Raw genomic sequence first — 14,774 nt, 5'->3', positions numbered from 1 at the left:
CGTGAATTTAAAAACGATTAAAGCGTACTCGTTAGCTACGCTCTTATTTCTACCCTTGTGTGCTTTTGCCCAAACGCCTCAAGATGACAAAAGCGAAAATCGTGTCGAGCTAAGCTACAAGCAAAGACACAGCAAACCAGCAAACGACCTGTATGCTGATGGTATAAAAATCAAAAGAGACTTATCCCTTATCAAGGAAGCTCAAGAAGAGCGTATCATGGATATGGATGAAATCCCACAAGATGAGCTATATGGTGGAGTATGGAATAACCGTTATGTAAATGTTTATGGCTCGGTAGAAAGCGTGCCAGAAACATTTAAGGTCGACTTATCCAATTTCACAATGCCAACTATGGGTCATACCACATCCAACTATGGACGCCGCGGTAGACGTACTCACCACGGAATTGACCTGAAGGTACAAGTAGGAGATACGATATATGCAGCATTCGACGGAAAAATCAGAGTTTGCGAATACGAAAGAAGAGGTTACGGTTATTATGTGGTAATACGCCATCCTAACGGACTCGAAACTGTTTATGGTCACTTATCTAAATTTTTAGTTTCCGACAACGATGTTGTAAAATCAGGAGATCCTATTGCTCTTGGAGGAAACACCGGAAGATCTACTGGTTCGCATCTACACTTCGAAACACGCTTCCTTGGCAGATCAATCAATCCTATTGATATTATCGATTTCGAGAATAAAGTTTGTCACCGCGACATCTACACTGTACAAACAAGTACATTAGGTACTCCAGGACGAGCAGCCAGATCTGTAGCCAATACTTCAAGCAGATCATCAGAAAAAACCACCAACAAATATGCAACAGGTACTGTATCGTATTACCGAATCAAGAAAGGTGATACTTTGGGACATATTGCTAAAATGCATGGTGTAACTGTTCAAAAATTATGCAAGCTAAATAACATGTCAACCAAAGAAACTTTAAGACTTGGCAAAAGTCTGAGAGTATCTTAAAAGTCACCAGGTTATAATATATAGAAAAGCATAGGGGTTTACCTTATGCTTTTGTTTTTTTTCATACCTTTGTATAGAGTAATTCAAGGTAAATATCTAACTCTACATTAATAGTTGTAACTAACTGTTGATTTTATATTTACAAAAGCAATAAAAAAGGTTTGATACCTGAAAAAAGAATTTCAGATAATGACAGAGATGCCGAATACAGAACAACAGTTCAAACATATTATATCTATTTGCAGAAGCCTATTTGAGAAAAAACTGACTGACTATGGAGCATCGTGGCGTATATTACGTCCTGAGTCTGTAACGGATCAGATTCTTATAAAAGCTAAAAGAATACGCAGCTTGGAAGAAAAAGGTGTAAGCAAAATAGATGAAGGCATAAATTCTGAATTCATAGGTATCGTTAATTATGGTGTTATAGGTCTCATACAGTTACACCTTCAGCATACTGATAACGTAGATTTGAACACAAAGGAAGCAATGACTCTATATGATAAGTATATAGATGAAACTACCAATCTTATGTTTGCTAAAAATCACGATTATGGCGAAGCTTGGCGTAGCATGCGTATAAGCTCGTTTACTGATTTAATATTGGTAAAACTATACAGAACCAAACAAATAGAGAATAACGAAGGGCAAACATTAGTATCGGAAGGTATTGATGCCAATTACATGGATATGATTAATTATTCTATTTTTGGTTTGATAAAACTCGAATTTCCGACAGACAGTGAATAACTTTATTGAATGAGTTAATGGGAAAAACAAAAAACATTATATTAAAAATAGTTGTCGAAATTTCGCGCATCTTGCTCGGGATTACATTTATTTTTTCGGGTTTTGTAAAAGCCATAGATCCACTCGGAACAACTTATAAAATACAAGACTACCTTACATCATTTGGCTTGGTAAGTTTGCATGATTTAGCATTACCAATGTCAATTATTTTATGTGCAGGCGAGTTTTGCCTTGGTATATTTATACTCTTCGGGCTTTACAGAAAATGGACGTCTCGTCTTTTGTTCCTTGTGATGCTTTTTATGACTCCACTTACATTGTATCTGGCAATAGCCAACCCCGTACAAGATTGCGGATGTTTTGGCGACGCACTTATAATAACCAATTGGCAAACTTTCTTTAAAAATATCGTTCTATTAGCTTGTTCGATAGTTGTACTTATTTGGCATCAAAAAATAACAAACCTATTTACTGGAAAATTTTACTGGTTTGTAGGCCTTTACATTGTTGTCTGTAGTATCGCGTTCTGTATTTATAGTATCAAACATGAACCTATTATAGATTTTAGACCTTACAAAGTAGGTGCTAACATACCTCAACTCATGACCGTAGAAGAAGACAAGGCTCCTGTATTTGAGAATATCTTCATTTACGAAAAAGATGGTGTTAAGCAAGAATTTACAGAAGATAATTATCCCTGGGAAGATTCTACATGGGTATTTGTAGATCGACAAAGCAAACTGATAAAAGCTGGAGAAGAACCTCTGATTCGAGATTTTTCTATTAACCGCCTATACCTTACTCAAGATAAGACTGCGATAGAAGCCGAGGAAGATATAACCACTGAAGTTTTGAGCGATAGCAGCTATACATTCCTAATGATAGCCTATTCTTTGACTGATATGAATCAAGATTATCTAAGCTCATTTGAGGATGTTAATAATTACGCCCGCGATCATCAGTACAAGTTTTATTGCTTGACCTCATCACCTCGTGATGTTATTCTGCAACTGGAAAAAGAAAATATTACTAACTTTGATTTCTGCTTGTCAGATGAACGAAGCTTGAAAACAATTGTACGTTCCAATCCGGGTTTAATTCTGATAAAGAACGGTGTGATCATAAATAAATGGTCAGATAGGAAAGTTCCAACCGAGACTCAACTAAGCAAACCGATAGAACAACTTCCTTTTGGCAATATGCCCGATACTAAAAAAGAAAGTGACAGACATCTATATATGTTTGCTTTGATATTGTTTACACCATTAGTTGTGATTAAACTATTGGATGCACTTATATATCACAGAAAGAGCGTCACAGAAACAAAAGAATAATTAGATAACAGTAAATACTGCTTATCACAAAATAAAATGCTTTGGTTTACACACTTGCCAAAGTAACGAAACAAGGTTTGAAACCTTAGAATAGTAATTTTTTTAAACTAAATAATATCATTTCATTATGAGAAAGAACATTGTTGCAGGAAACTGGAAAATGAACAAAACTCTTCAAGAAGGTTTGGCTATTGTTGATGCTCTTAAAACAGCATTAGCGGGTAAAACAATCAATTGTGATGTAATACTTGGTACTCCATTTATCCATTTAGCAAGCGCTTCTGCTGCTATTGGCGATCAAAAAATCGGAGTGGCTGCGCAAAATTGTGCAGACAAAGCTTCGGGTGCATATACTGGCGAAATCTCTGCTGCTATGGTAGCTTCTACCGGTGCAAAATATGTAATATTAGGTCACTCTGAACGTCGTGCTTATTATGGCGAAACTGATGCTATCCTAAAAGAAAAAGTACTTTTAGCTCTTGCTAACGGACTTACTCCTATTTTCTGTATCGGAGAAGTATTGGAAGAAAGAGAAGCTAACAAACAAGAAGCTGTAGTAAAAGCTCAAATCGAGAATGCTCTTTTCGATCTTTCTGCTGCTGATTTCTCTAAACTTGTATTAGCTTACGAACCAGTATGGGCTATCGGAACAGGTAAAACTGCAACTTCGGCTCAAGCTCAAGAAATCCACGCATTTATCCGTAAAACTCTTACTGATAAATATGGTAAAGAGGTTGCTGATAATACATCTATCCTTTATGGAGGAAGCTGTAATGCATCAAACGCAAAAGAACTTTTCTCAAATCCTGATGTAGACGGAGGTCTTATCGGTGGTGCTTCTCTTGAAGTAGACAAATTTATGCCAATTATCGAAGCTTTTTGATTTTGGCTTTAATTCTTAGATAAATATCACACGGGGAGATGTTTTAATCTCCTCCGTGTTTTTCAGTTATAAGTAATTTGTCATTAGCGGACTTTAAGGTCTCAGACCTTTTTATTGCTTTGGAAAGAATAAAACCTGAGATTGTTATAATTACAAAATATAACAATAAACACGTTTATCGACTTAGCTAAAATCTCTGAACCAAACTATCTTATGGATTGTTAAACAATACATGGTTCGGCAATTATTTATATTACAACACATTATGAGAAAATCATTTTACATATTCCTTTGCCTTTTTTCTATCTGTGCTTACACAAACGCACAGAGCAGATCTATCATTGATGATCTGAATACTCCAAAGGCAGGACAAGGAAAAATTGTTATATATCAGGACGAAGGTCTCAAAAATCTTATTGGAGCAAATATGATAAGCAGTGTAGCATCAAGTGCAAATACTGTTACCAACCAACTATCCACATCTTCGGATGGTGCTAGTACTGATGCTCCTAAAAACTTTATAAGAGCTAAGGGATACCGAATTCAAGTATATTCAGGCAACGACCAAAAGGTTGCTAAAAACGAAGCTAACTACAGAAAAGGAGCTATACAATCGTCATTTCCTAACATGGAAGTAAGTGTATCTTACAATTCTCCCGTATGGCGTGTAAGAGCTGGAAATTTCAAAACACAAGAGCAAGCTAGTCAAGCTTTAAGTGAGATGAAAGCTAAATTTCCGGGATTTGGGAGAGAAATGCGCATCGTAGATGATGTAATTAAAATTCCTGTGGAATAAAAACGGCAGGATAATTTAGATTATACTTAATTATAAAAGAAATGTCTTCAATAAATAACGAAGAAAACAACATATCGCTGTTGGCTACTCACTACAAATCGGTTATCGACTTATTAGGTGAAGATGCTAGCAGAGAAGGTCTACTTGATACTCCAGAAAGAGTAGCTAAAGCTATGACATTCCTAACTAAAGGTTATAACGAAAATCCGGAAGAAATTCTTAAAAAGGCGCTCTTTAAGGAAGATTATAGCCAAATGGTTATTGTAAAGGATATCGATTTTTATTCATTGTGTGAGCATCATATGCTACCTTTCTGGGGTAAAGCACATGTTGCCTATATTCCTAACGGATACATTACAGGTTTGAGTAAAATACCTCGTGTAGTAGAAGTCTTTGCAAGACGTTTACAAGTACAAGAGAGATTAACTACTCAGATTAAAGATTGTATTCAGAAGACTCTTAATCCAATGGGGGTAATGGTGGTTATAGAAGCACAACACATGTGTATGCAAATGCGTGGTGTTCAAAAACAAAATTCAACAACTACCACTTCAGACTTTACAGGTGTTTTTAATACAGCAAAAACACGTGAAGAATTTATCAACTTGATTAGATAAAGTCTAAGACCTTATCTAAAAACTCTAGAAGTGTAAAATTTAGAATTAGTTATAGATTTCAATCGTTTCATTAAGCACTTACTTTTATGAATAACTATTTCATCGTACCTGGACTTGGAAATTCAGGACCAGACCATTGGCAAACTTTCTTTGAAAAGTCGGGAGATAATTTTACACGAATAGAGCAACAAGGTTGGGATGCTCCGAATTGTCACGAGTGGATAAAAAATATTGATGACGTTGTAAGTAAATACGACCTATCAACAGTAATCCTTATCGGGCATAGCTTAGGCTGTATAACTATTGCACATTGGGCGAAACAGTCTGGCAAGGAAATAAAAGGAGCTTTGCTTGTTGCACCAAGTGATATCGAATTTCCATCTCCATCATATATATTTACTTCAAGTGGATTTACTCCTATATGTTTGGAGAAGATCAATTTTGATACCGTTGTTGTTGCAAGCACCAATGACCCTTGGGTATCTATGAAAAGAGTAGAGCTCTTTGCTAAAAGCTGGGGTAGCACACTTATAAATATAGGAGATGCAGGACATATCAATGCTGCATCGGGTTACGGAGAGTGGCAAGAAGGATTGGAGATTCTAAAAAAGCTTGGTTAAGTAAATACCCTCAACTTAATTTTTCTGCACTTCTATTTTACTATAAAGCCTAATTTCTGCAATATGGCTTTATCTTCTGCATTATCTACCTTTTCAACTGTATAACTTAAGTATTCTCGACGGAGAGGATAGTTACCTCGTAGTGAACTAAAATCAGGAGGATTACTTACCAACCGCTTATGATCTTCCATCGGATTGTAGGTCATCAGAATAGCTTGCTCTAGCTTATTACCACTTAGAGTACTCCAATCTATAATCGGGTTTTCAACCTGAGGTATTACAATCTTTTCGATAGGCTCTTTTGATAAAGACCAAAATTCGGCAATAGCTTCTAAAGACATTCGGGTTGCATTGCCTTTTCCATCAGCAGAATAACCTGCTATATGAGGTGTTGCAATATCTACGAGCTTCATATACTCAAGATCGATGTTGGGTTCTTTTTCCCAACAATCAATAATAGTTCCTGAGATTTGTTTTTCGATTAAAGCCTTTTTTATAGCAGATGTATCAATAATACCGCCACGAGCAGCATTTACTATAATAGGATTCTTTGCTAAACTATCAAAGAAATTATCATTTGCTAAATGATGGGTTGCATATTTTCCTTCACGGATGAGAGGTGTATGAAATGTAATTATATCTGCCTCTCTTTTGATAGTAGCAAGACTTACAAATTCATTTCTTCCCTCTGATTCCTCACGAGGAGGATCATTTTTTAATACACGCATCCCCAGAGCCTCGCATACTAAAGCAACTTTCTTCCCAACATTGCCAACTCCTACTATTCCTATTGTTTTACCTTTCAATAAGAAACCGTTTTGCTGAGCTATAACGATCAAAGTGGAAGCAATATATTGTTCAACAGAGCCTGAGTTACATCCCGGAGCATTTGTCCACTTGATACCATGTGCATCACAATAGTCTGTATCAATATGATCATAACCTATGGTAGCTGTACAAATAAGCTTCACTTTAGAACCTTCTAACAACTCCTTGCCAAAATGTGTAACCGTACGTACAATCAGAGCATCTACGTCTTTAATAGCTTCTTTAGAGAAGTCTGCTCCTGCCAAATAAGTTACTTCACCATATGCTTCTGCCACTCCTTTTAAGAAAGGTATATTTTTGTCTGCTACTATTTTCATTTTTCAAATTAAGGTCTTATACCTTTTTATTACTGTGGATAATATAATAACCAAGATTCGTTATTATTCAAACTCTTCAATAATTATTTACAATATGTATTGAACAAGTCTTTGACCGAAACTACATCACTAGCTTTACCATCAAAAACTAAACTCCCTTTATTCAAGACCAAGTAACGGGAAGCAATGTTCGACACGTCATCAAATCGGTGGGATGAATATAAAACAACTTTTGATTTGCCTAACTCAACGATGAGCTCCATCATATTGGCTTGTTGATTAGGATCTAATCCATTAGAAGGTTCATCTAAGATAAGAATATCAGGATTATGAATAAGAGCCTGAGCCAGCCCTACCCGCTGTTTGTTACCGTTGGATAAGGAATGTATCTTTTTTCTATATTCCGATTCAATGCTCACAACTTGTATCATCTCATCTACTCGTTGCTTTACCTCAGTCTTTGGCAAATAAATATGCGCTGCGTACTCAAGGTATTCTTTTACATACATATCTTCATACAGAGGATTGTATTCGGGAAGATAACCAATGCCTTGCTTTATTTTTCGGGGATTCTCTTGTATATCTTCACCATTGATAGAGACCTGCCCTTTAGTTGCAGAGATTACTCCTGTAATAATATTCATGGTTGTGCTTTTCCCAGCACCATTGGGTCCTAAGAAAGCAGTTATTTCTCCTTTGTTTAAAGTAAAGCTTACATCACGAAGAACTTCATGACTGCCATAGCTTTTTGATATATTACAAACCTCTATCACAACTAGTAATTATTTAGTGCTTTCTGTTGTTTCCTTTGCGGGGCGTTTTCTTCGTTTCTTAAATGCTTGGAAAAGCTCTTTTATTCTCTTTGCCTCTTTGGTATAAACAAGACCTATACCTTGTGTGGTAGCAGCTTGTCTGTAAAGTCTCTCATTAGTCTGATTAAACACTTTTACCTTTATGTTTCGGGTAAGAGCATATGCAATATCAAAGTCACCTATAAATGAATTGTCCGCTGTCGACTGGTCTGTTCTATAACCAAGGTTACTATTAAATTCGAGCTTATCTTCCATAAACTTACGCGATAAACTTACCGTCATATCTACATCCGAGAATGACCCATCATTTGAAGATATGTTAGCCCCGATAGCCCATTTATCTCCTAAAGCATTTCCTAGTAAGGCATTTAAACCACTCGAAAGAGCACTTGATGCTATACTGGTAACTAAACCATCAGCCATACTTCCGCTAACAGAAGACCCATTCTGACTATGGAATGAACCTGTAGCTACTAGAAATGCAAATTGAATAACTTTCTGCTCATTAGTAGCAATTAAACTCCTTACTCGCTGCTTTTGCTCATCACTAGCATTAGGTAAAGTTATATCGTATGAGAGATCCATCTTATCCATATTTCCTTTAATCATCAACTCGGCATCAACATCTACCCTTGGCGAATTACTCTGATCGGTATCAAAGCTTGGATCTAATGTTGTAAGATCGGCTCTTACTCTTCTATAAGCAGTTATATCGAAGTTTGTTTTCAAAGGGTCACCGTTAAACACAAGTTTACTTCCCTCTCTGATTTTGAACTCTAGTGTCTTTATATTCTGTAATCTAAGCCGTACAAAACCATCAGATACCATATAATCTCCAAAAGCATTCATGGCTTCGGACTGCATATCATATGAAAAATTAATCAGTCCCGATCCTTTCACTTGCATAGCATCTCCCGTTACTGGATTGATTATAACACCCATTTGAAAATCGGGAGTTACCGTCAAATTAACAGACAAACGGAGAGGTAACGGTTTTGGAATCTCGGCTACAATTTGCTGTACAGCGGATTGCTCCGGCACATTAATATAAACTATACTTTCGAAAACTGATGCTTGCGATGTTTGAGGAATCTGTACATTCAGACTTGAGTTTCGTCCATTTGTGATCTTCATTTTCATATCTATCAGATCATCCGATCCTTTGACATTAACCGTTCCACTCGCAAATACTTTTCCATAGAACAAACTATCTGTTCTATTGGCAGTATTTAAGACTAACAGGTTATTGAGTTTCATGTCTAAGGTATATCGCATATCCTCAAAATTCTTATGCGTCATCAAAGCATTTACAGTTGCTTTGTTTTTGTAGCTATCTTCAACAATCAGATTATCAAAACCTATCTTGTTTGGTTCTATCTCTATAGTATCCGAAATATGATATGTTACATTAGTATAATCAATCCCCAGATAGGCATCATTCACCCCTAACCAGCCATGTACAAGAGGAGCAGTAAGACGCCCCGTAACATTCAATCCCGTACTAATGCTACCCGAAGCTCGATTCAACATATCAGGAACAAAAGGTTGTATCCAAGCAATATCCAATCGATCTAAGTTTAGTTTCAGATCTAACGAGTCTTGAGTGGGATATACCCAACCCGAGAACTCGCTTTGTGAACCAACTTTCTCTAATTTAGCTTGAAGACCAATTGCACCCACCTCTTCACTCCAATGACTCTTTACAGACAAATCGCCAAGGGTATCATTAAATATGATAATATTTGACAAAGTGAGGTTATTTGTATAAAGCTCTGGAGTACTTAGCGCATTCATTATTTTTATATTGCCATCGGCTATTGCACTTACATTACCTATATCAAATGCCTGAAATATATCACCCAGATGTGCATTAAAGAACGACACGTTCAGCGTATCTGTTTCTTGATCTGAGACAACGCCATCCACACCAAAGAATCGGCTCAACATCCTGTTGTTCCCAACAGTAAAACCAAAATTAGAAATTGTGGTTCTTGTTCCTTCATTCGTTATTTCGGCTGGCATAAGAGTCATTTTAAGCTTACCAACATTCAGATCAGTAGGAGACAAACGCACGTAAGAGATTATTTCTCCACTTTCGGATGTCCTTAGGTTTGCCAAAGCTTTTATACTTCCATCTATATTAATACTTCCACTATCAGTTTTAGCTGTTAAAAATGCATTTATCGAATCCGATTCTATATCAGTATTTAATACAAACTTGACTTTTTCCGAACCATTATACAGAACCGTATTACCGTGTAAATTCATCAAGGTGTCGGTATTTGCAATATCTATCCGCGTATTCAGAATACTCAATGCCCCAAATTCAACGAGAGGCATATCTGCCGTAGCTTTAAATTTGTTTTCTTTAGTATTAATCAATCCACTTATAATCATTGGCTTTATTATATTCGCAGGGAGATCGAAAGTCTCTGTCAGGTTTTCAGTATTATCTAAAGCCAAACTAAAGTTGAAATCGTTCTGCATACTTCTTTGCCTCTTATATTTTGGCTGAGGAAATATTCCCGGCAAGTATTGATTCATTATGATTGCAATTTCATCCGACAATGTCATAAAATTGTACTCACCTTCAATGCTTGCATTCAATAAAGATGTGCTCAGTTTTATATATTTCTTCGACTCATCTGTCATTCCGGCTTTAAGCTCTATTCTACCCGGTATAAAAGATAAGCTATCACGCGAGAACACAAAATCCTCAACAACTACATCTCCTTGAATCTTAGCAGGATCCAGTCCTATAATATTGCCTTTCAGATGAAACGACAGCAAAGGGTTTTTCCATTGTAGGCTATCTATAAATCGATCGACTTGAAGTTTTTCAACGCTCATGTCAACATCAATTGTAGGAATCTTGGCCTGTGTCATATCAGCTTTAGCCTCAAACTTACCAGCAGGAAGATCTGCCTTAATCCAAGCTCCCATTTTCGCCGAATTATAATAGGCTGTAAATGGAATGTCGTTATAATTTTGCTTATGATATTGAAGACCATTAACCTGTCCTTTTACATCGGCACTCAAAGGTTGTCTGGTACTTTGTGATGCATTCAGATTAAGATTCATAGATAAGCGTCCAAATTCGGGATCTGCTAACAATGAGCCCAAATTGAAATTCTGCGTTTGTAGTCTTGCTCTGACATTGTAATTCTGGAAAGTGGTATCTACTGATCCAGTGGCTAGCATCTGTATAGCCCCTTGTTTAGCCCACGCTTCTGCTTTTATATTGAGATTGCTTAGTTTTCCTTGGAGATTTCCGTTAAGCCTTATATTTCCAAGAGTTTTCAGCATGTCAGGTGCTACAAAAGTAGAATCGCCGAGTTTAGCAAAATCAACTATCGCATCAGGAGTAATCAAAAAGCTGGTTATATCGAGACTTAAATCAGCCAAATCGTATCGTTCGTAATTTGATATAGAACCGTTTGCTTTTATATTCGTTTCGTCCCCATAATTCAAAAGCAGATTCTCAATATTTACCAATGGTAGTTTTCCTTTTATAGAAGTCTCCAATAGAATATCATGTTGAAGATATTTAAGACTAGTCATAAAAGGGACTAAATCCAAAGGAGATAGCTTGGATTGCTCTGTTACAAGAGCGACATCATTAGTCGACAAATTATAATGTGCGGAAGGAATTTTAAGCACCGAATTAGGAAGACTCAATGAAGCATCTGCCAAATAATAAGTTGTTTTATCGGAAGTAAGATGTGCCTTTAATTCTTTAATCTCCAAACCGGTTTGCTCTTTTAGAGCCAACGATACCAATGTGATATTAAGATTCTCTGGATCTATGGAGGGTAGTTTCAAATTAGCATTCAGATCCGAGATGCTTATATGTGACGAATTGAATACACCAGGTGTAATTGTATCTGAAAGAATATCATACTTAAGTTTCGCATTCTTAAGGGTAACATCCACAATATCTATTATTAAACTGCTCTTTGTTGTATCAACAGCCGTAGTATCAGTACTTGAAAATGCATCTATTATAAATTGAAAGTTGAAATCAGACTGAGAAGTTTGCTGAGACAAGTTAGCCGTAACATCTTCCAACTCGATTTCGTTAATTAATAATTTGTTCCTTAATAAAGACCAAGGGCTTATATGCACATCCAAGTTTCCGGCATAAATAAGGGTATCCTTTGCCTGATCTTCTACATATACACCTTTAAGGTTTACATGATTGAAAAGTCTTAAACTAACCCCATCTATTCGAACCTCCGTTTTTAAAATTGTTCGTAGCTCTCCCAGAGCAAAGTCAACCAATTTACGCTGAACGGCAGGTATAGATAAGACACCGTATAAGATTATAATTAACGCAATAAAACTTAGTATTATATAAGTCAAAACCTTAAACGCTTTCTTTATATAATTCTTTTTCCGAAGAGGTTTATTCGTTTCTGTCTCTTTGTGTTCCTGATCCATATTTTAAGGTCTTAAACCTATTTTTTCCTTTGTCGAATACTATCCCCTAAGTTTGTTAAGGTCTCAGACCCATTCAATTACTTTGGCTAGTATAAGTACAATTGATAGTTGTGACTAATAACGCTGTAAATACTTACAGCCGAATAATACCGTAAAACAATTTTATTTCAATTGAGCAGCCCACTCATCTTCCTTAAACCCGATAAGCACAAAATCATCACCAATAACAAGAGGGCGTTTTACAACCATCCCATTAGTTGCTAATATTTTGATTAGTTCTTCTTTAGATTCTGTTTTGACTTTTTCTTTCAGATTTTGTTCTTTATAAATATTTCCCGAAGTGTTGAAAAACTTAGTAACAGGTCGTTTACTCCGTTCTATCCAACTGGTCAATTCTTCTACAGTAGGATTATTTTCTACTATATGTCTGCTTTCTACATCTATATTATTTTCTTTGAGCCATTTTGAGGCTTTCTGGCAGGTACTACATTTGGGATATTGTAGGAATAAGATTTTTTTCATCTCTTTAGATCTTTAAATTTATTGTCAAATCCAATATTCTCTTTATGGCTTTCAATTGTCCGACAAGCAGAGCTAAAGCCTTAAAGATAACACAATCACACAAAGTTAAATTTTCTTTCTTATTTTCCTTTAAATAGAGGCTAATAAGTATAAGGAAAATTGATCTTTGAGGTATAAAATGTATCAAAAAGACAGATGAACTTAAATCACTATATCTGGTGATTGTTCCATTCTCTTTATTTGACTACTTTTACTAACGCTTTTAACAATCATATTGTTTTGAAGGTCTAAGACCTTTTTATTGCTTTAGCTAGTATTATAGCCTAGAATCTTTACAATGACAAATGTCTAGTAAAGATTTAACTTTACATAAAGATCAAAGAAACTATCGAATGAAATACGATGCAATTATAATTGGTGCGGGACTTACCGGACTTAGTACTGCTTTTTATCTGAAACGAAAAGGACTCAATATTCTTATCCTCGAAAAAGAAAAGCGTGTGGGAGGAGCTATCCGTTCGCATAACGAAAACGGATTTGTATTTGAAGAAGGACCTAACACAGGAGTAATAGGCAACCCTGAAATTGCTGAACTTTTTGAGCTATTGGGTATACAACCCGAGACAGCCAATAGTGATGCCGAGAAACGTTTGATCTTAAAAAATAATACTTGGCATCCGTTACCTTCTGGTGCTATTAGCTTTCTGAAAACCCCTTTATTTTCATTCTCAGACAAAATAAAAATAGCTTTTGAGCCCTTCCGAAAGAAAGGCACTGATCCTGAAGAATCGGTTGCATCACTTGCTTCCAGACGAATTGGTCGGTCTTTTGTAGATTATGCAGTTAACCCCTTCATATCAGGAATATATGCAGGAGACCCTACTAAGTTGGTTACAAAATATGCTTTACCTAAACTCTATAATTTGGAGCAAAAATATGGAAGTTTCATTGGTGGATCCTATAAAAAGAGTAAAGAAGTAAAGACCGATAGGGATAAAAAAGCCTCTCGAAAAGTATTCTCCGGACAAGGTGGTTTTAGCTCACTAGTTGAAAAGCTAGTTGAGAAAATTGGAGAGGAAAACATCATTTGCTCTGCTGAAAAAATACAAATAAAACCAAATGGAAATCAATACGAAGTTAGTTTCGTCAAAGACGGAAATCCAATATCTTTAACTACAAACAAAGCCATATCAACAGTCGGAGCTCATGCCCTACCCGAGATATTACCTTTTGTAGACAAAGCCGATATGCAAAACATTTCAACTCTTACTTATGCCAGAGTTATACAAGTGGCAGTAGGTGTAGATAAAGAAGCCATCGACAATAAATACATTTCATTTGGAGGATTGATCCCTGAAAAAGAAAAACAAAGAATATTGGGAGTCTTATTCCCCTCTTTTTGTTTTGAGAATCGTGCTCCTGAAGGATACGCCACATTGGCAATCTATATGGGAGGCATCAGAAACCCCGAAATATTCGATTTAGATGATTCAAATATAGAACAAATCGTAAAAGAGGATTTAGATAGTTTATTTAAAATTCCTACTTCTGCTATTCAATTCATAAAGATATTCCGTCATCCTCATGCTATCCCTCAGTATGAAAAATCGAGTGGCAAAAGATTCGAAACCGTTGAAAAAATAGAGGCGCAGTATCCCGGTTTAGTCATAGCAGGTAATCTACGGAATGGTATTGGTATAGCCGACAGGGTAAAACAAGCTTATGATATTACCGAAAATATACTCTAATCACTTCCAACTATTTTTGAATATGCAACTTACCTCAACAATAAATTAGGTATATACGCTTAAAAAAAGTTTCACTGAAACATATTTTCATTTTTTCGATATATCTTTGTCGCCAAAATAAGAAA

At 36.0% G+C, this 14,774-nt stretch carries 12 protein-coding genes; 8 read left to right on the top strand and 4 right to left on the bottom strand.

Annotation, left to right across the window (positions count from 1 at the left end):
* The first annotated feature begins 1 nt into the window (after position 1).
* The 7 genes from IR022_RS12135 to IR022_RS12105 all read left to right on the top strand — a co-directional run bounded on the left by IR022_RS12135 (position 2) and on the right by IR022_RS12105 (position 5,982).
* A complete protein-coding gene (locus IR022_RS12135; protein WP_255349813.1) occupies positions 2-982 on the top strand; it encodes a M23 family metallopeptidase in 981 nt (326 codons plus the stop codon).
* A gap of 198 nt (positions 983-1,180) precedes the next feature.
* Positions 1,181-1,732 (top strand): DUF1599 domain-containing protein, encoded by a 552-nt coding sequence (locus tag IR022_RS12130; protein ID WP_050708127.1) that lies wholly within the window; start codon positions 1,181-1,183, stop codon positions 1,730-1,732.
* Between the two features lie 17 nt (positions 1,733-1,749).
* Positions 1,750-3,066 carry a BT_3928 family protein gene (locus IR022_RS12125; protein WP_194203881.1) on the top strand — a complete coding sequence of 439 codons (1,317 nt, stop codon included), beginning with the start codon at positions 1,750-1,752 and terminating at the stop codon, positions 3,064-3,066.
* A gap of 127 nt (positions 3,067-3,193) precedes the next feature.
* On the top strand, positions 3,194-3,949 hold the full coding sequence (gene tpiA / locus IR022_RS12120; RefSeq protein WP_050708113.1) for a triose-phosphate isomerase: 756 nt from the start codon (positions 3,194-3,196) through the stop codon (positions 3,947-3,949).
* A 265-nt stretch (positions 3,950-4,214) separates the two neighbouring features.
* Positions 4,215-4,745 carry an SPOR domain-containing protein gene (locus IR022_RS12115; protein WP_050708114.1) on the top strand — a complete coding sequence of 177 codons (531 nt, stop codon included), beginning with the start codon at positions 4,215-4,217 and terminating at the stop codon, positions 4,743-4,745.
* 41 nt (positions 4,746-4,786) lie between these two features.
* Positions 4,787-5,362: a GTP cyclohydrolase I FolE gene (folE, locus tag IR022_RS12110; RefSeq protein WP_194203880.1), complete on the top strand. Its 576-nt coding sequence runs from the start codon at positions 4,787-4,789 to the stop codon at positions 5,360-5,362.
* A gap of 86 nt (positions 5,363-5,448) precedes the next feature.
* Entirely contained in the window at positions 5,449-5,982 is a 534-nt protein-coding gene (locus IR022_RS12105) for an RBBP9/YdeN family alpha/beta hydrolase (protein WP_194203879.1), read from the top strand.
* A gap of 32 nt (positions 5,983-6,014) precedes the next feature.
* On the opposite strand, the gene pdxB is transcribed toward IR022_RS12105, so the two are convergent.
* From pdxB to IR022_RS12085, 4 genes are all read right to left on the bottom strand, one after another.
* Complete coding sequence (gene pdxB / locus IR022_RS12100) at positions 6,015-7,127, bottom strand: 4-phosphoerythronate dehydrogenase PdxB (protein ID WP_194203878.1); 1,113 nt, start codon at positions 7,125-7,127, stop codon at positions 6,015-6,017.
* 83 nt (positions 7,128-7,210) lie between these two features.
* Positions 7,211-7,900 (bottom strand): ABC transporter ATP-binding protein, encoded by a 690-nt coding sequence (locus tag IR022_RS12095; protein ID WP_194203877.1) that lies wholly within the window; start codon positions 7,898-7,900, stop codon positions 7,211-7,213.
* Positions 7,901-7,909: 9 nt separating this feature from the next.
* A complete protein-coding gene (locus IR022_RS12090; RefSeq protein ID WP_194203876.1) occupies positions 7,910-12,379 on the bottom strand; it encodes a translocation/assembly module TamB domain-containing protein in 4,470 nt (1,489 codons plus the stop codon).
* Between the two features lie 162 nt (positions 12,380-12,541).
* Entirely contained in the window at positions 12,542-12,901 is a 360-nt protein-coding gene (locus IR022_RS12085; RefSeq protein WP_194203875.1) for an arsenate reductase family protein, read from the bottom strand.
* A 392-nt stretch (positions 12,902-13,293) separates the two neighbouring features.
* Here IR022_RS12085 and hemG point away from each other — a divergent pair, with 392 nt between their 5' ends.
* On the top strand, positions 13,294-14,649 hold the full coding sequence (hemG, locus tag IR022_RS12080; protein ID WP_194203874.1) for a protoporphyrinogen oxidase: 1,356 nt from the start codon (positions 13,294-13,296) through the stop codon (positions 14,647-14,649).
* Positions 14,650-14,774: the final 125 nt, after the last annotated feature.

The organism is Dysgonomonas sp. GY617 (genome assembly GCF_015233815.1).
Lineage (GTDB): Bacteria > Bacteroidota > Bacteroidia > Bacteroidales > Dysgonomonadaceae > Dysgonomonas_A.
Note: the sequence above shows the minus strand (reverse complement) of the source record. Positions and strands in the feature narration are given on the sequence as shown.

Excerpts from the sequence above, each read along its gene's own strand:
- IR022_RS12130 (WP_050708127.1), top strand. The coding sequence starts at position 1,181 with ATGCCGAATACAGAACAACAGTTCAAACATATTATATCTATTTGCAGA.
- folE (WP_194203880.1), top strand. The coding sequence starts at position 4,787 with ATGTCTTCAATAAATAACGAAGAAAACAACATATCGCTGTTGGCTACT.
- IR022_RS12090 (WP_194203876.1), bottom strand. The coding sequence starts at position 12,379 with ATGGATCAGGAACACAAAGAGACAGAAACGAATAAACCTCTTCGGAAA.
- IR022_RS12105 (WP_194203879.1), top strand. The coding sequence starts at position 5,449 with ATGAATAACTATTTCATCGTACCTGGACTTGGAAATTCAGGACCAGAC.
- hemG (WP_194203874.1), top strand. The coding sequence starts at position 13,294 with ATGAAATACGATGCAATTATAATTGGTGCGGGACTTACCGGACTTAGT.
- IR022_RS12085 (WP_194203875.1), bottom strand. The coding sequence starts at position 12,901 with ATGAAAAAAATCTTATTCCTACAATATCCCAAATGTAGTACCTGCCAG.
- IR022_RS12125 (WP_194203881.1), top strand. The coding sequence starts at position 1,750 with ATGGGAAAAACAAAAAACATTATATTAAAAATAGTTGTCGAAATTTCG.
- pdxB (WP_194203878.1), bottom strand. The coding sequence starts at position 7,127 with ATGAAAATAGTAGCAGACAAAAATATACCTTTCTTAAAAGGAGTGGCA.
- tpiA (WP_050708113.1), top strand. The coding sequence starts at position 3,194 with ATGAGAAAGAACATTGTTGCAGGAAACTGGAAAATGAACAAAACTCTT.
- IR022_RS12115 (WP_050708114.1), top strand. The coding sequence starts at position 4,215 with ATGAGAAAATCATTTTACATATTCCTTTGCCTTTTTTCTATCTGTGCT.